At 69.8% G+C, this 16484-nt stretch carries 14 protein-coding genes; 4 read left to right on the forward strand and 10 right to left on the reverse strand.

What is annotated here, in order from left to right; all coding sequences use genetic code 11:
• Positions 1-3: 3 nt before the first annotated feature.
• Complete coding sequence (locus ACFWN2_RS43270) at positions 4-3543, reverse strand: hypothetical protein (protein WP_382436492.1); 3540 nt, start codon at positions 3541-3543, stop codon at positions 4-6.
• A 41-nt stretch (positions 3544-3584) separates the two neighbouring features.
• Between ACFWN2_RS43270 and ACFWN2_RS43275 the strand changes: the two genes are divergently transcribed.
• Entirely contained in the window at positions 3585-4769 is a 1185-nt protein-coding gene (locus tag ACFWN2_RS43275) for a cytochrome P450 (RefSeq protein ID WP_382436493.1), read from the forward strand.
• Here the strand turns inward: ACFWN2_RS43275 and ACFWN2_RS43280 are convergent.
• The gene (locus ACFWN2_RS43280) at positions 4747-5157 is read right to left on the reverse strand and encodes a DUF1772 domain-containing protein (protein WP_382436494.1); all 411 of its coding nucleotides are present in this window, start codon (positions 5155-5157) and stop codon (positions 4747-4749) included. The two genes, ACFWN2_RS43275 and ACFWN2_RS43280, sit on opposite strands and share 23 nt — an antisense overlap.
• A gap of 82 nt (positions 5158-5239) precedes the next feature.
• Between ACFWN2_RS43280 and ACFWN2_RS43285 the strand changes: the two genes are divergently transcribed.
• Positions 5240-6142 carry an AraC family transcriptional regulator gene (locus ACFWN2_RS43285; protein ID WP_382436495.1) on the forward strand — a complete coding sequence of 301 codons (903 nt, stop codon included), beginning with the start codon at positions 5240-5242 and terminating at the stop codon, positions 6140-6142.
• Here the strand turns inward: ACFWN2_RS43285 and ACFWN2_RS43290 are convergent.
• On the reverse strand, positions 6124-6507 hold the full coding sequence (locus tag ACFWN2_RS43290) for a VOC family protein (protein WP_382436496.1): 384 nt from the start codon (positions 6505-6507) through the stop codon (positions 6124-6126). The two genes, ACFWN2_RS43285 and ACFWN2_RS43290, sit on opposite strands and share 19 nt — an antisense overlap.
• A 38-nt stretch (positions 6508-6545) precedes the next feature.
• On the opposite strand from ACFWN2_RS43290, the gene ACFWN2_RS43295 reads away from it, so the two are divergent.
• The gene (locus tag ACFWN2_RS43295; protein ID WP_382436497.1) at positions 6546-7130 is read left to right on the forward strand and encodes an alpha/beta fold hydrolase; all 585 of its coding nucleotides are present in this window, start codon (positions 6546-6548) and stop codon (positions 7128-7130) included.
• Between the two features lie 12 nt (positions 7131-7142).
• Positions 7143-8408: an MFS transporter gene (locus ACFWN2_RS43300; RefSeq protein WP_382436499.1), complete on the forward strand. Its 1266-nt coding sequence runs from the start codon at positions 7143-7145 to the stop codon at positions 8406-8408.
• Here the strand turns inward: ACFWN2_RS43300 and ACFWN2_RS43305 are convergent.
• The 7 genes from ACFWN2_RS43305 to ACFWN2_RS43335 form a co-directional block, all read right to left on the reverse strand.
• Positions 8371-8769 (reverse strand): VOC family protein, encoded by a 399-nt coding sequence (locus ACFWN2_RS43305; protein ID WP_382436500.1) that lies wholly within the window; start codon positions 8767-8769, stop codon positions 8371-8373. The genes ACFWN2_RS43300 and ACFWN2_RS43305 overlap by 38 nt on opposite strands.
• 9 nt (positions 8770-8778) lie before the next feature.
• A complete protein-coding gene (gene proB, locus ACFWN2_RS43310) occupies positions 8779-9906 on the reverse strand; it encodes a glutamate 5-kinase (protein ID WP_382436501.1) in 1128 nt (375 codons plus the stop codon).
• A gap of 3 nt (positions 9907-9909) precedes the next feature.
• Positions 9910-11361: a GTPase ObgE gene (gene obgE / locus ACFWN2_RS43315; protein WP_382436503.1), complete on the reverse strand. Its 1452-nt coding sequence runs from the start codon at positions 11359-11361 to the stop codon at positions 9910-9912.
• Between the two features lie 123 nt (positions 11362-11484).
• Positions 11485-11742 (reverse strand): 50S ribosomal protein L27, encoded by a 258-nt coding sequence (gene rpmA, locus ACFWN2_RS43320; protein WP_382436504.1) that lies wholly within the window; start codon positions 11740-11742, stop codon positions 11485-11487.
• Between the two features lie 14 nt (positions 11743-11756).
• The gene (gene rplU / locus ACFWN2_RS43325) at positions 11757-12068 is read right to left on the reverse strand and encodes a 50S ribosomal protein L21 (RefSeq protein WP_030479431.1); all 312 of its coding nucleotides are present in this window, start codon (positions 12066-12068) and stop codon (positions 11757-11759) included.
• A 268-nt stretch (positions 12069-12336) separates the two neighbouring features.
• Positions 12337-15387: a translation initiation factor IF-2 N-terminal domain-containing protein gene (locus tag ACFWN2_RS43330; protein WP_382436505.1), complete on the reverse strand. Its 3051-nt coding sequence runs from the start codon at positions 15385-15387 to the stop codon at positions 12337-12339.
• 228 nt (positions 15388-15615) lie between these two features.
• The gene (locus ACFWN2_RS43335) at positions 15616-16341 is read right to left on the reverse strand and encodes a TIGR03936 family radical SAM-associated protein (RefSeq protein WP_382436506.1); all 726 of its coding nucleotides are present in this window, start codon (positions 16339-16341) and stop codon (positions 15616-15618) included.
• Positions 16342-16484 lie beyond the last annotated feature (143 nt).

The following is a 16484-nucleotide window of genomic DNA, read 5'->3' on the forward strand; positions in this document are numbered from 1 at the left end:
GGATCACGACCGGTCCGCGAGCTCCCAGAACACGATCTCACCGTGCCAGCTGCCGCTCACCAGGACGGTGGTGCCGTCGGGTAGCGCGAGAGTGGCGAGGTCCCGCACGGCGGCGGTGTGGCCTTCGAGCTCTCGGACCAGTTCCCCGTCGAACGGATCCCACAGCCGCACCACGCGGTCCTCGCCGGTCCCTGCGAGCAGGAAACCCGACGAGGTCGGCACGGCGATCATGCGCCAGATCGCCGCGGCCACGGGAATCGAGCGACTGGTGCCGGTCGTGCTGTCCCAGAGCCTCACGGCCTCGTCTCCGGCGATCGCGAGCACGTCGCCGCGCGGCGTGGGAACGGTGGTCATGGCGGAGACGTAGCCGGCGTCGATCTCCTCGTGGACCTCGCAGGTGATGGGGTGCCAGAGCTTCACGCACTGGTCTTCGGCGCTCGCCAGCAACTGTGTTCCGTCCGGCAGGCGGAGCGGCGAGAGACACGTGATCGGTATGACGTTGTGGCCGTTGAGGTCAACTCCGTAGCCGGCTTGGGCGACACGAGTGGCGGAAGGCGTGATGGAACTGAGGTTGATGAGCTTCTCGTACTTCTCCATCGGCGAGTCGCTGTCGAGGTAGTCGTAGCCGTCCTTGATCGTGGACGCGGTCCGTGCCAGGAGGCAGGTGCCGTCCTGCGTGCGCAGCACGGCGAGCCGGCTGTTGTCGTGGTCTCGGTGGTAGATGTGGACCGCGGTGGTGCTCTCGCCGGTGGCAGGGTTCCAGAAGCGCACCGTCTCCTCGTCGACGCTGACGATGACGTTCGTGCCGTCCGACAGCGGCGCGGTGTCGAGTTCCTTGATGGTCCTGCTGTGGCCGTGGAGTTCGCGGTGCAGGGTTCCGGTCGTCGGGTTCCACAACCTGATGACCCGGTCGGTGCCGCCGCTCGCCACCAGGGTGGTGCCGTCGTCGAGTCGCACCGTCGTCAGAGCCCGAACCTCTCCGACATGTCCTTTGACGGTGCCGTGCAGCCTGCTCGCGGCGACGTCCCACACGCGCACCTCGTGGTTCGTACACGCACTGGCCAGCATCGTGCGGTCGGACGGAACGGACACGAGTGTGCGCACACCGCCGGTATGGCCTTCGAGTTCGCCGTGCGGTGTGAGGGAAGTGAGGTCCCACAACCGGATGACGCCGTCCTGCCCCGCACCGGCCAGAAGGGACGCCGAACACACGACCAGGCTCCTGATCTCGTTGCCGCGCAGGGGAATCTCGTGGCGGAGTTCGCCTGTCGCGATGTCCCACAGCCGTACCACGTGATCGCTGCCGGCCGCGCCGGCGTCGCGCCATCCGGAGGCGGCGAGGCACACGGTGCCGTCCGGCATCGGCACCAGCGTGCTCGCGAACGTCCGGTTGTAGTGGACCCTCGGGATCGTGCGCAGACAGGCGGACGTGACCGGGTCCCACACGCGGAGGTCGTCGTCCCCTCCGCTGGCCAGCAGGGTGGTGCCGTCGGGACGCGGCAGCGCCGACAACGCCCAGATGGTGCTGTGGTGGCCGGTCAGCTCACCCCGGAGTGCGCCCGTCGCGGGGTCCCACAGCCTCACCACGTGGTCGGGGCCGGACCCCGCGAGCAGCGCACCGCCGGGCAGGGACACCAGGACCAGTCGCTGAACCGTGTTCCGGCGATGCGTCACGTGGCGGGGCAGTGCGCGGACGACCTCGCCGGTGAGGTCGCGCAAGGTCACCTCGTCGTCCTCGGCCACCGCGAGAAGCACCGTGTCGTCCGGCATCGGCACGAACGCCAGCGCCTGCACCGCCGACGCCGTGCCGAACTCGCCGCGGCGGGCACCCGTGGCGGCGTCCATCAGCCGCACGACCTTGTACTCCCCGGAGATGGCGAGAAGGGTGCTGCCGTCAGGAAGAGGAACGACGGCCACGGCTTCGGGATGGTTGATCCGCGTGTCCAGCAGGCTGTGGGACGTGCCGCGCCACAACGCGTGCCGCGCGCGCCAACCGTCCGGCGGACGGAGCTGATCGGCGAGGGTGGTCACGCCGATCTTCAAGGCCGCCACCAGCATCGCATCGCGGCGGTCGGTGTCGGAGCGCCACGCGTTGGCGGCCATCTCGACGACGGCGAGCGTGCTCTGCGAAGCCTCGGAGACGTGCCGGCGTTGGCGCAGCAGAGCGGGAACCGACGTGGTCAGGAGGAAGTCCGGCTGGTCGAGCAGCTCGTCGAGCCGGCCGGACAACGCGGCGTGCTGGGCGAGGTGTTCCCGCGCGTACTCCGAGTCGAGGGGCAGCGCGTCGACCAGCCGCCGGTGGACGTCCTGCGTGGCGGCGGCCAGGTCGTTGGCCAGTTCACGGAGGTGGTCGCCGGGCACCTCACCGTTGCAGAAGTCGCGGAAGCTCTGGTGCCGCAACGCGTAGGTGTCCGGGTCGCCGCCGGAGCGGGTCACCAGGAAGGGCTTGAAAGGGCCGCGCAGCAACGACTTCACGGCGGCGAGGTCGAGCGAGACCCACAACGCGAGGAGGCCGGCCGGCAGCGGGCGACGGGCGGCCGCGAGAGAGGCGAGCAGCGGCAAGCCGACCGACTGCCAGGTGGGTGAAGCGCTCCAGCGGGCGATGTTGTCGGCGTAGTAGTCGGCCAGGCCGTGAGGCAGGCGGGCGATGTCGGCGGACGCACCGCCGCGGATCTGCTCCAGCACGTACGTGGCGTAGATCCACACGCCACCGGACCGCTCGGCGAGCAGCCGGCGGAACTGGTCGGCTCCGAAGCCGGCCGCGTCGATCGCGGAGGACAGTCGCGGGTCGCGGCGGGTGACGCGGTCGAGGAAGGACGCCAGGTCGCGGCGGTTGGACGCGCTTTCGACCTCGATGCGGTGGACCCGGCCCAGTCCGTGGGGCAGCCGGGTGCCGGGCCGGGTGGTCACGATCAGGACGGTGCCCGGCGGCAGGGACCGGGGCAGCCCGAGCGGGAGCTCACCGGGGGCCGGTGGAGGTGCCTCGTCGAGGCCGTCGACCAGCAGGACCACCGGGGTGTCCGGGGCGACCTCGTCACGGCGGCGTGCGGCGGCGAGGAGTTGCTTGGCCAGCCAGCCGGTGGTGTCGTGGCCGGACGGCAGCACTCCGGCCGGTGCGGAGTCCAGTTCCCAGCGGGCGATGACCTGCGCGGCGAGGTTCGTGCGCGCGGTCTCCGGCGAGGTGCCTCCTGGCAGCCGCGTCACGTGCGTGGGGTAGTCCCTGGTGAACGCGAGGTAGGTCGCGAGCGCCGTCTTGCCCATGCCCGCTTCCGCCTCGACGACCAGGTGGCCGCCGACCCCGTCGCGGACGCAGCCCGCGATGAACGCGTCGATCTGCTCGATCAGCCAGTCGCGCCCGGTGAACAGGCCGACAGGCCCCTCCGCATCGGTCAGCCTCAGTTCGGCGGGCAGCAGGTCGAGATCGAGGGTGACGTCGTGCAACCGCTGGTAGCCGCCGTGGAAGTGCAGTTGCTGCACGGTTCCGATCTGCACGACGGTCCCGTGGACGTCGCCGGTGACCGAGTTGGAGATCTCGTCGGTCATCGCGGAACGACTCCCCGGCTCGGTGTGGCACTGTCCTGGTCATGATTCCGGACGTCGTGCGGTACCGACAGGCTGATCTTCTGATCGGGCTGTACCGGCGGTTCGGGCCGGTCGTGCGGGTCGGGCCGTACACCTACCTGCTCGGGCCCGAGGCCAACCGGTTCGTGTTCGCCCACTCCGAGCTGTTCGAGGTCGAGCGGGCGTTCCAGTCGCTGGTGCCGGTGGACGGGCCCACGTCGTTGATCGTGAGCGACGGTGAGGACCACAAGCGGCGCCGCCGGTTCGTGCAGCCCGCGTTGGCGCATCGGCAGATCGCGAGCTACGTGCCGGTGATGCGGGCCAACGCCGAGGCGACGGTGAACGCGTGGCGGGCCGGTGAGGTGGTCGACGCCTACCAGGAGTTCCGGCGGGCCATTCGGCGCAGCACGATCCACGCGTTGTTCGGCGAGGAGTTGGCGAAGGAGGCGGACTTCTTCGGCGCGCACCTGCAGGTGCTGATCAACCTGATCGACCGCAACCCTGCGGTCGTCACGTTGCTCAGGGTGATGCGGGCGCCTGCCTGGCGCAACGCGATGAGGGCGCGCAGGGCCGTTGACGCGAAGGTGTACCAGGCGATCGAGGAGACGCGTCAGGGCAAGGAGGCCGGTGACGTGCTCGCCTCTCTCGTGCAGGGTGACGGGCTCAGCGACCTGGAGGTGCGCGACCAGGTCGTCACGCTCATCGCGGCCGGGTACGAGACGACCAGTGGCGCGATGGCGTGGGCGGTGTTCAACCTGTTGCGGCACACCGGAGTTTGGGAGCGGGCTCAGCAGGACGACGACTACCTGGCCAACGTCGTCAGCGAGACGCTGCGGCTCTACCCGCCGGCGGTCGTGTCGGCGCGGGTCGCCGCGCAGCCGTTCGAGTTCGCCGGGAAGAAGATCAAGCAGGGCGCGTTCCTGCTGTACAGCCCGTACGTGACGCATCGGCTGGCCGAGGTCTTCCCGGACCCGCTGAGGTTCGACCCGCACCGCTGGGAGGCGAAGCCGGCGCCGCACGAGTTCCTGCCGTTCGGGGGCGGGCCGCACCGGTGCGTCGGTGCCGGGCTCGCCACGACCGAGCTCACGGTGATGCTGAAAGTGTTGCTGGAACAAGAGAAACCGGAGCTGCTCCCCCAACGCCTCACGCCCACCGGTCTCGCCGCGATGCGGCCGAGGAACGGGCTCAGAATCCGAGCAGCAGGGTGACCGTCGAGGCGAGGCACGCCACGCCGCGCACGTGGTTCCAGAGCGTCCACCTGCTCAGGTACTCGGGCCAGTAGGCGTCGTCGGTCCGTTCGAGGCGGTTGTTCATCGGCACGTTGACGACCATGGTCAGCAGGAAGCAGCCGACGACGTAGAGCAGGCCGCCGGCGATCCTGCCCTGGAACACCTCGATGCCGCACACGACGGCGGTGCCGAGGAACATCAGCAGGAACACCGGGTTCTGGATGCGCGCGTTGATCCGGCGCATGGCGGCGCGGGCGTCCGCGGGCGACAGGTCCGCGAGGCCGGGCATGACCCCGACGGAGAAGGCGAAGAAGACTCCGGCCATCAGACCGGTGGCCGTGACCGCGATCAGCGTGAGTGTCCCCATGCGGCTAACTCTGACCGCCACACGCCGGACTCTCAATGACAGTTCATCGCGCGGGCTTGCTCGTTCGTCCAGAATGACCTGCATGACGGACGCACTGGGCGAGGCGCTGCACCTGTTGAGGATGTCCGGCACCTTCTACTGCCGCAACGAGCTCACGGCTCCGTGGGGCGCGACGATGCCCGACATGGCGGACTGCCTGTGGTTCCACGTCCTGACCAGCGGTCAGTGCGACGTCGAGGTCGACGGCCAGGTCGTCTCGCTCGAACCCGGCGACGTGCTGCTCGTGCCGGGCGGGCAGCGCCATCGGCTCTTCTCCGACAGGACGGCGGAGACGCCGGTCGTCACGACGCTGCCGCACGAGTACGAGACGGAGAACTACGCGATCCTGCGGCACGGGGGCGGCGGCGCGGTGACGCACCTCGTGTGCGGCGCGGTCCGCTTCGACCACCCCGCCGCGAGGCACCTCGTGACCGTGCTGCCGAACGTGCTGTACATCCGCCAGGCCGACGACATGCGCGCCACGATCGACCTGATGGCCATCGAGTCGCAGGCCGTGCGCCCCGGCGGTGAGGCGGTCATCACCAGGCTCGCGGACGTGCTGGTGATCCAGACGATCCGCTCGTGGCTCGCCAACGACCCGGCCGCGCGCACCGGCTGGCTGGGCGCGTTGCAGGACGAGCAGATCGGGCAGGCTCTCGCACTGATCCACCGCGATCCCGCGCAGCCGTGGACCGTCGAACGCCTCGCGCACCAGACCGCCATGTCGCGGTCGGCGTTCGCGGCGCGGTTCACCGACCTCGTGGGCGAACCGGCTATGCGCTACGTCACGCGGTGGCGCATGCACGTCGCGATGAACCGCCTCAAGGACCGTGACAGCACGGTCAGCGAGATCGCCCGCGGCCTCGGCTACGAGTCCGAGGCCGCGTTCAGCCGGGCGTTCAAGCGGATCGTCGGTGTCTCGCCCGGTCAGGCGCGGGTGGGCTGAATCAGGTCCCAGCGGTTGCCGTAGAGGTCCTCGAACACGGCCACGCGGCCGTAGACCTCGTCGCGCGGCTCCTCGCGGAAGTACACGCCGTACGCGGCCATGCGGGCGTGGTCGCGGTCGAAGTCGTCGGTGTTGAGGAAGAACCCGACCCGGCCTCCGGTCTGGTCGCCCACTCGTGCCTGCTGCTGTCCTGTGTCAGCCTGTGCCAGCAACAGCGACGTCCCCTCCCCCGCCGACACCACGACCCAGCGCTTGTCGCCCTGCGGAAGGTCCTCGACCAGCGTGAACCCGAGTCCCTCCACGTAGAAGCGGATCGCCTCGTCGTAGTCGCGGACCACCAACGTCACCAAACCAATTGATCGCACGGCGATGAGTATCAACGACGAGAGAGGTCCACACGCACATGGCTGACTCACTCGTGCTCCTGCACCCCGGCGGCGCGGACCCCTCCGCGTTCGGGCCGCAGTTCAACGCCCTCGCGGACTTCGCCCTGCACGCGCCCCATCGCGTCGACCAGGCCACGCAGGACCACACCGAGATGGCTCAGGAAACCGTCGAGTTCCTGGAACGAACCGGGCCGGCGCACCTGCTCGGCTGCAGCGACGGCGCCACCGTGGCACTGCTCACCGCCGTGCTCAGGCCAGACCTCGTGCAGCGCCTTGTGGTCGTGTGCGGCGTCTACCACCACGACGGCTGGGACCCGGCCACGGAACTGACGCCGATGCACCACCGTTCGCCCGCGTTGACCGGGACAGATCTCGGGAAGCTGGAGAACCGGACGCTCGTGATGATCGGCGACGACGACGAGGTGACGCTGGAGCACGCCACCGCCATGTACCGCGCGTTGCCGAACGCCGAGCTGGCGGTCGTTCCCGGCACGTCGCACGGCCTGCTGCACGAGAAACCCGCGCTGTGCAACGCGATCATCGTCGACTTCCTGACCAACGATCCAGTCGAGACATACGCACCGATTCGTCGCCGTATGTGATTGGGTGCGTCTATGGCGGTTACATCGCAGAAGCATCGACTGCCCGTGCGCACGCTCGTCGCATCCAGCGCCGGCAACGCCGTGGAGTGGTACGACTGGGGCATCTACACGGCCTTCAGCATCTACTTCGCGACGCAGATCTTCCCCTCCGGCAACGAGGCCGCGGCGCTGCTGAGCACGTTCGCGACGTTCGCGCTCGCCTTCTTCTTCCGCCCTCTCGGCGGCTATCTGCTGGGCCGGTTCGCCGACCTCAGAGGCCGCCGCACCGCGATGCTGCTGACGATCGTGCTGATGTCCGGCGGGTCGGTCGTGATCGGTCTGCTGCCGACGTTCGAGCAGGTCGGCTGGCTGTCGCCGGCGTTGCTGGTGCTGGCGAGGATCGCCCAGGGCATGGCACTCGGCGGCGAGGTCTCGAACGCGTCGGCGTACCTAGCGGAGATCGCGCCCGCCTCCCACCGCGGCCGCTACTCGTCGTTCTTCTACATCTCGACGGGCGCGGCGGTGCTGATCGCATCACTGCTCGGGTTCTTCCTGTCCCGCAACCTCGACAAGGCCGCGATGGCCTCCTACGGCTGGCGCGTGCCGTTCCTGATCGGCGGCGTGCTCGGCCTGATCGGGCTGTGGCTGCGGCGCGAGCTCAAGGAGACCGACCAGTTCGAGGACAACAAGGCCAAGGCCGAGAAGCTGCGCAACCCGCTGCTGACGACGGTGAAGGAGCACCCGAAGGCCGTCGGGCAGATCATCGGCGTCACGCTGCTGTCGACGCTGAGCTTCTACACGTTCTTCAGCGCACTGACGCCGTTCGCGGTGAAGACCAAGGGCGCCAACGACATCGACGTGTTCCTGGCGTTGTCGATCGGCACGGTGGTGTTCATCGCGTTGCAGTACCCGATGGGCTGGACGGCGGACCGCTACGGCCGCAAACCGCAGATGCTCGTGTGGTCGGCGGCGATGGCGTTGCTGGTGGTGCCGCTCTCCACGCTGGTCAAACCCGGTCTGGCGAACCTCGTGATCGTGTTCGCCGTCGGCCTCGGGCTCTACAGCGCGTTCACGGCGATCGCGCCCGCGATCATGAGCGAGCTGTTCCCGACGGAACTGCGCGGGCTCGGCATCGGGGCTTGGTACAACCTGACCGTCGCGGTGTTCGGCGGCACCGCCCCGCTGGTCATCCAGGCCGTGGGAGGCACCGTCTTCTTCTGGTACGTCACGGTCGGCGCGGTGATCACGCTGCTCGTGGTGCTCACTCTTCCGGAGACGAAGGGTGTTCGGTTGAGCTGAGGCAGAACTCGTTGCCCTCGGGGTCGGCCAGCACGAACCAGACGCCGTCGCGGCTCACCACCGAGGCACCGAGGTCGACTAGCCGCGCCACCTCGGCCTCGACGTCGTCGCACAACAGGTCGACGTGCACGCGGTTCTTGACGGTCTTCGGCTCCGGCACGCGGGTGAAGAAGAACCGCGGCGACCCGTCGAGCAGCACCGACGGGTCGTCCTCCGGGTCGTCGACGCCGATGGCGCTCAGCCGGGCCAGTTCGCCGTCGTCGTACGGCGCGATCTCGTGGTCGTCCAGCGCCTGCGCCCAGAACCGGGCCAGCGACGCGGGGTGGGCGCAGTCGATGACGATGTCATGCATCCGGGCCATGCACCGACATTAGCGGTGCAGCGGCACCAGATCGTCCGCGTGCACGACCTCGCGGCGGTGTTCCAGAGCCAGGTCGTGGGTCTTGCGGCCGATCAACGACGGCAGCTCGGCCGCGTCGTACCCGACCACGCCACGGGCCACGACCTCGCCCGTGAGGCTGACCAGCTCGACCACGTCGCCCGCCTCGAAGTCGCCGTCCACGCCGGTGATGCCGGCGGCCAGCAGCGAACGGCGCCTGCCCACGACCGCCGCGACCGCGCCGTCGTCGAGGTGCAGGCGGCCGTTGGCGTCGGTGGCGTACCCGAGCCAGAACCGGCGGGCGGTGAGGCGTGAACCCGTTGCGGCGAAAGCGGTGCCGACGTCGGCGGACGTCAGGGCGCGGCCCGCTTCGGTGGCGCTGGTGAGCAGCACCGGGATGCCCGCGGACGACGCCAGGCGTGCCGCGGCGAGCTTCGAGGCCATGCCACCCGTGCCGAGACCCGAGGCGCCGGCGGTTCCGGCCTTCACACCGTCCACGTCGGACGCCGACTCCACCTCGGAGATGCGGACGGCCCCCGGCTTGCGCGGATCGCCCGAGTAGAGGGCGTCCACGTCGGACAGCAGGAACAACGCGTCCGCGCCGACCAGGTGGGCCACCAGGGCAGCGAGACGGTCGTTGTCGCCGAAGCGGATCTCTTCGGTGGCAACGGTGTCGTTCTCGTTCACGACCGGCACGGCGCCGAGAGCCAGCAGGCGGTCGAACGTGCGCTGGGCATTGCGGTAGTGCGAGCGGCGCACCACGTCGTCCGCGGTCAGCAGGACCTGGCCGACGGTCAGCGAGTAGCGGCCGAACGAGTTCGCGTAGGCGTGCGCGAGTGTCAGCTGCCCGACGCTCGCCGCGGCCTGCTGGGTGGCGAGGTCGCGCGGGCGGCGGGAGATCTTCAACGGCGCCAGGCCTGCGGCGATCGCGCCCGAGGACACGAGCACGACCTGGCTGCCTGCCGCGGAACGGGCGGCGAGGGCGTCGACCAGCGCGTCGAGACGCGCCGGGTCGAGGCCACCTTCCGCTGTGGTCAAAGAGGAAGACCCGACCTTGACCACGATGCGGTGCGCCGAGGCGACCGCCTGCCGAGCCTGTGAGACCACGGGGGCCGTCACCGTTTACTCCTCGTCGAAGTCGTCGCCGTAGTCACCGGGCGCGCGGCGGGCCTTCTTCAGGGCCTTGCGCTCGTGGGCGCCGATGCGGTCGTTGCGCTCAAGACGGACGTCCGTGCCACGTCCGGTCATCGTCATCGCGATGCCGGCCGGGGTGGTCGGTTCCCAGTCGAAGATCAGGTCGCCGATGGTGACCTGGCAACCGGGAACTGCGCCCATCTTCACGAGCTTGTCCTCGACGCCCAGCCTGTTCAGGCGGTCCGCGAGGTAACCGACGGCTTCGTCGTTGGAGAAGTCGGTCTGGCGGATCCAGCGCTCGGGGCGTTCGCCCTTCACGATGAAGCCACCCTCGACCGAGGTGTCCTCGGTCACGGTGAAGCCCTGGTCGTCGACGGCGGTCGGCCGCAACACGATTCGGGTCGATTCCTTCTTCGGCTGGGCCTCGCGGTACTCGCGCACGACCTCGGCCAGCTTGAACGTCAGCTCTCGCAGACCCTGGCGGGACACGGTCGACACCTCGAAGACCGGCAGGCCGCGGGCCTCGATCTCCGGGCGGACGATGTCGGCGAGGTCCTGGGCGTCCGGGATGTCGACCTTGTTGAGGATCACCACGCGCGGGCGGTCCTCGAAGTTGCCGCCCAGCGCCGGGGTGTACTCGGAGAGTTCCTTCTCCAGCGCGTCGATGTCGGCGATCGGGTCGCGGCCCGGCTCGTACGTGGCGCAGTCGACGACGTGCGCGAGCACGGCGGTGCGCTCGATGTGGCGCAGGAAGTCGAGGCCGAGGCCCTTGCCCTGCGACGCACCGGGGATCAGGCCGGGGACGTCCGCCATCGTGAAGATGGTCTCGCCCGCGGTGATCACGCCGAGGTTCGGGACCAGCGTCGTGAACGGGTAGTCGGCGATCTTCGGCTTCGCGGCGGAGAGCACGGAGATCAGCGACGACTTGCCGGCCGACGGGAAGCCCAGCAGGCCGACGTCCGCGACGGACTTGAGCTCCAGCACCAGGTCACGCGTCTCGCCCGGCTCGCCGAGCAGCGCGAAACCGGGGGCCTTGCGGGCCTTGGACGCGAGCGAGGCGTTGCCCAGACCGCCACGGCCACCGGCGGCGGCGATGAGCTGGGTGCCCTCGCCGACGAGGTCCGCGACGATCTCGCCGGCCTCGGTCAGCACGACGGTGCCGTCCGGGACGCGCAGGACCAGGTCGTCGCCGTTGGCGCCGTCGCGGTTCGCACCGGCACCGGCCTTGCCGCTGGTGGCGGAGGCGTGCGGGCGGAAGTGGAAGTCCAGCAGGGTGTGCACCTGCGAGTCGACGACGAGGATGACGTTGCCGCCACTGCCCCCGTTGCCGCCGTCCGGGCCGCCGAGCGGCTTGAACTTCTCGCGGTGCACTGAAGCACACCCGTTGCCCCCGTTGCCGGCGGCAGCGTGGATCACCACCCGGTCTACGAAGCGGGCCACGGAACTACTTCCCTTCAAGCCACTTGCTTGAGTGCAAGCAAGACGGAGACAAAAAACGAGGGGCGGAGCCGGTTGACCGGTCCCGCCCCTCGCAGAGGTCTAACTACGTTGCGGAAACGGTCCTCAGACCGCGACCGGAACGATGTTGACGGTCTTGCGACCGCGCTTCGTACCGAACTCCACCGAACCCGGCAGCAGGGCGAACAGCGTGTCGTCCTTGCCGATGCCGACGCCGACGCCGGGGTGGAACTTGGTGCCGCGCTGGCGGATCAGGATCTCGCCGGCCTTGACGACCTGACCGCCGTACCGCTTCACGCCCAGGTACTGAGCGTTGGAGTCACGGCCGTTGCGGGAACTGGATGCACCCTTTTTGTGTGCCATGAGAAGTCAGGTCCTCACTTACCGGTGATGCCGGTGACCTCGACGCGGGTCAGCTTCTGCCTGTGACCCTGTCGCTTGTGGTAGCCGGTCTTGTTCTTGAACTTGTGGATGCGAATCTTCGGGCCCTTGGTGTGCTCGACCAGCTTGCCGGTAACCGAGAACTTCGCCAGGGCCGCCGCGTCTGCGGTGACGTCAGTGCCGTCGACCACGAGCAGCGCCTGGAGGGAGATTTCGGTGCCCGGCTCGCCCTCGAGCTTCTCGACCTCGACGATGTCGCCGACAGCGACCTTGTACTGCTTGCCGCCGGTCTTGACGATCGCGTACATCAGGACGGAAGTCTCCTGCTACTCGATGGTGACGGGCCATGCGCCAACCAGTCTGGGAAGGTGTTTCCACCAAAAGGCACCAGAGGAGGCACACGACAGGACCCGTCGGATGGCGGGCCGTCATCAAGGTTACGGGAGTGGGTACGCCGGGAGCAAACCGGGGTGCCCGGATCGCGTTCGCGCAGGCTATGCCGTCCCTCACAACCCCTTGGCACAAAGCAAAACCGGGGCCGCCTGAGCAGGCGACCCCGGTCTCACTTCTCGCGCGTCAGTCCTCCTGGACCGGCGGTCCCGCGGGCCGCGACACGGCGCGGCGCCTGCGGGTGGTGGTGACCACCGGTGCGGGCATCTGGACCTCTGGCTGCGTGGGCACCTCCACGACGACCGGGGCGGGCGCCTCGGTCGCGGCAGGGGCACCGGCCGCGCGCTTGGCCGCACGGCGCCGCGGACGGGCCGCGGGGGCCTCCACGACGGCCGCAGGGGCCTCGGCGACGGGCTCGGGTGCGGCAACCGGCTCAGGGGCCGCCACGGGCTCCTGCTCGGGCTCCTCGGCCTGCGGGGGCAGCTGCGAGCCGATACGACCGGTGACAGCGGGCTGCTGCGAGCCAATGCGACCGGTCACGGCAGGCTGCTGCGAGCCGATGCGGCCCGTCACGGCCGGCGGCTCGACGGGCTCCTGGGCGACCGGCTCGACGAGCTCCTCGGCCGTCTCCTCGATCACGACGGGCTCGGGCTCGGCGACCACGACCGGGTCGACCTCGACCGGTGCCGGGTCCTCGGCGACCTCGTGCGGCACGTGGCCGTTGAGCGCCTGCTCCTCGACCACGACCGCGTCGACGACGGCCTGCGGCTCCTTGTCACGACCACGGCGGCGACGGCGACGGCGCCCGTGGGCCTCGTGCTCCTGGTCGGCCGCGACGGCGTCCTCGGAGGTGTCCTCGGGCTCGCCCGGCTCGACGACCTCGGGCTCGACCGGGGCCTCGGGGGCTTCGACCGACGCCTCGACGACCTCGGTGGTCTCGGCCGCCTGCTCGCCGCCGCCCTTGTTGCGGCGCGACTTGCGGCCACCGCCCTGGGCCTGCTGCTGGCCGCCTCCGTTGCCACCGCCGTGCGAGTGCACGGGCTCGGTGGACACGACGACGCCACGGCCGCGGCAGTGCTCGCACGTCTGGCTGAACGCCTCCAGCAGGCCGGTGCCGACCCGCTTGCGGGTCATCTGCACGAGGCCCAGCGAGGTGACCTCGGCGACCTGGTGACGCGTGCGGTCGCGGCCGAGGCACTCGGTCAGGCGGCGCAGCACCAGGTCGCGGTTCGACTCCAGGACCATGTCGATGAAGTCGATGACGATGATGCCGCCGATGTCGCGCAGCCGGAGCTGGCGGACGATCTCCTCCGCCGACTCCAGGTTGTTGCGCGTGACGGTCTCCTCGAGGTTGCCGCCCGACCCGGTGAACTTGCCGGTGTTGACGTCGATGACCGTCATCGCCTCGGTGCGGTCGATGATCAGGTAGCCGCCCGAGGGCAGCCAGACCTTGCGGTCGAGCGCCTTCATCAGCTGCTCGTCGATGCGGTACTCCACGAAGGAGTCGCTGTTGCCGACGTGCTTCTTCAGGCGGTCCTGCAGGTCAGGCGCCACGTGGCGGACGTAGGAGTCGATGACCTCCCACGCCTCGTCGCCCTGGACGACGAGCTGCGCGAAGTCCTCGGTGAACAGGTCGCGAACGACCTTCACCAGCAGGTCCGGCTCCTCGTAGAGCAGCGTCGGCGCCTTGGTGGAGGTGCTGTCGGACTTCTCCTTGATGACCTTCCACTGGGCCTGCAGACGCGTGACGTCGCGGCCGAGTTCCTCCTCGGAGATGCCCTCCGAGGCGGTGCGGATGATCACGCCGGCGTCCTCGGGGACGACGCGCTTGAGGATGTCCTTGAGGCGCTTGCGCTCGTTGTCCGGCAGCTTGCGGCTGATGCCCGTGGCACCGCCGCCCGGCACGTAGACGAGGAAGCGGCCCGGGAGGCTGATCTGGGTGGTGAGGCGCGCGCCCTTGTGGCCGACCGGGTCCTTGGTGACCTGGACGAGCACGGAGTCGCCGCTGCTCAGCGCCTGTTCGATCTTGCGGGACTTGCCTTCGAGACCGGCGGCGTCCCAGTCGACCTCACCGGCGTACAGCACGGCGTTGCGGCCGCGGCCGATGTCGATGAACGCGGCCTCCATGCTCGGCAGCACGTTCTGCACGCGGCCGAGGTAGACGTTGCCCACGATCGAGCCGGTGCCCGACGACGTGACGAAGTGCTCGACCAGCACGCCGTCTTCCAGCACGCCGATCTGGGTGCGGTCGCCGCGCTCGCGGACGACCATCGTGCGGGCCACGGCCTCGCGGCGGGCCAGGAACTCGGCCTCGGTCAGCACCGGGGCACGGCGGCGGCCGGCCTCGCGACCGTCGCGGCGGCGCTGGCGCTTGGCCTCCAGGCGCGTGGAGCCGCGGATGCTGCGCACCTCGCTCTGCGCGGCCTCGGAGTCGGCCTTGTCGTCGCGTGCGTCACGCACGTGCACGACCGTGTTCGGCGGGTCGTCCTCGGACGACACGTCCTCGTCGGTGCCGGTCTTGCGGCGGCGACGGCGGCGGCGACGGCGGGTCGAGCTCTCGTCGCCCTCGTCCTCGGCCTCGGCGGCGTCGTCGTCGGACTCGGTGGTCTCGGGAGCCTCCTCGGCCGAGGCCTCGTCGGTCTCGTCGCCCGCCTCGGCGTCGGTGCCCTTGCCGCGGCCGCGGCCACGACGGCCCCGGCGGCGGCGACGGCGGCTGTCGCTCTCGTCGTCACCGTCGGCGTCGGCATCGGCGTCCGCCTCGGTCTCGGCCTCGGCGGCGTCGAGCTCGTCCGCGGCGATCTCACCGACGGACTTCTCCTCGGCGACCGGCTCCTCCTCGACCACGAACGGCGAGACGGGCGCCTTGGGGCGCTCGACCGGCGTCGGCGGCAGGAAGACCGCGCTCGGCGCGGCGAAGATCGGCGCGAGCGCCGGTGCCTCGAACGCCGGGATCGCGGGGGCCTCGTAGTCCTCGGTGACCTCACCGGTGACGACGTCGTCCCAGTCGACGAGGGTCTCGGCGACCTTCAGCGCCACGTCGCGGCTGACGCTCGACTGCGCGCTGCGGGCGACCTCACCGAGGTCGGCCAGCGCCGTCATCACGTCCTTGCTGCTGACGGACAGCAGCTTCGCCAGTGCGTGGACCCGCAGCTTGTCCGGCAGGTCCGCCAGTTCAGGGCGCGCGGCAACGACACCCTGCCCGCCGGTCCCACCGGCAGGCTGTTCCTTGTTCGACATGCAGCTCCTCCACCCCCGGGCGCGTCCCGTGAGGACGCGGCCGCGCAGGGGCCTCTCTTTTGTCTCTCCACCGCTGCTCGCGGCGGGAATCCTTGCCTCGCGCGCAGTGGCGTGGCGCCTCACCGGGCGCACGCTTGCGCAGGTCCCACGACGACGCCGCTGTCAGCGCCGCTCCTCCTGTTTGCGCGTCCCGGCGAACAGCGGTTGATCGGACACTGTCTTCGCTCGTCAGGACTCTCTGTCCTGCTGGAGCGGGTCCACCAGACCGCCTTCGCCGTCGAGCCTTCCCTGCGCCATCCGGGTTGCTCTCGCAGGTACCGGCGGCACGAGATCGGCCACGACGCGAAGCGCATTCAGCACGTCGTCGGGTCGGACGGTAGGCGTTACCTGCCGCACGACCGTCATGAGTATCCCACACGGTTGTGACAAAGCGGTGTCATCGTGTCGGGCGTCGCTCGAACGTGGTTCGACCAGCGCCGACACGACGGCGGGCCGCACGTCGAGCATCTTCGTGCCGTTCTTGGTGAGCCGTTCGACCTCGACGGACTCCGCCGAGAGGAAGACGCTCACCGCCTTCGCGAGCTCGTCCGGGTCGACCCCGTCGAGCTCGATCCGCCACTCGCTCGCGTCGATGCGCTCGGTGAGGTTGCCACCTTGCGCCTGGACGATCTCGACGACGTCGATGCCGGGTGGCAACGCCTCGTCGAGCGCGGCCCTCAGCGCCACCGGGTCGAGCCTCTCGACCACGGACACCTCGACGTACTCCGCCTCGCTGGCGACACCGGTCGGCGCGGCGCCGACCCACGACACCTTCGGGTGAGGACTGAACCCCTGGGAGTAGGCCATGGGTACGCCTGCCCTGCGCAGCGCACGTTCGAACGTGCGAGCGATGTCGCGGTGCGAAGTGAAACGCAACCTCCCCCGCTTGGTGTAGCGGAGGCGCAGTTTCTGCACCGCCGCGGCGGAGGGGTTGTTGGGCAGGTTGCGGCTCAGCGGTGCTCCCGAGTGGTGTTCCGACGGGTGAGCGGTCCCATCGGCGCAGGCTGTTCGTCCAGTAGGACGGTACCGTGAACCTGATTCAGAACGTTCAGCTTGTC

The organism is Lentzea sp. NPDC058436, assembly GCF_042721515.1.
In the GTDB taxonomy this organism is placed as follows: domain Bacteria; phylum Actinomycetota; class Actinomycetes; order Mycobacteriales; family Pseudonocardiaceae; genus Lentzea.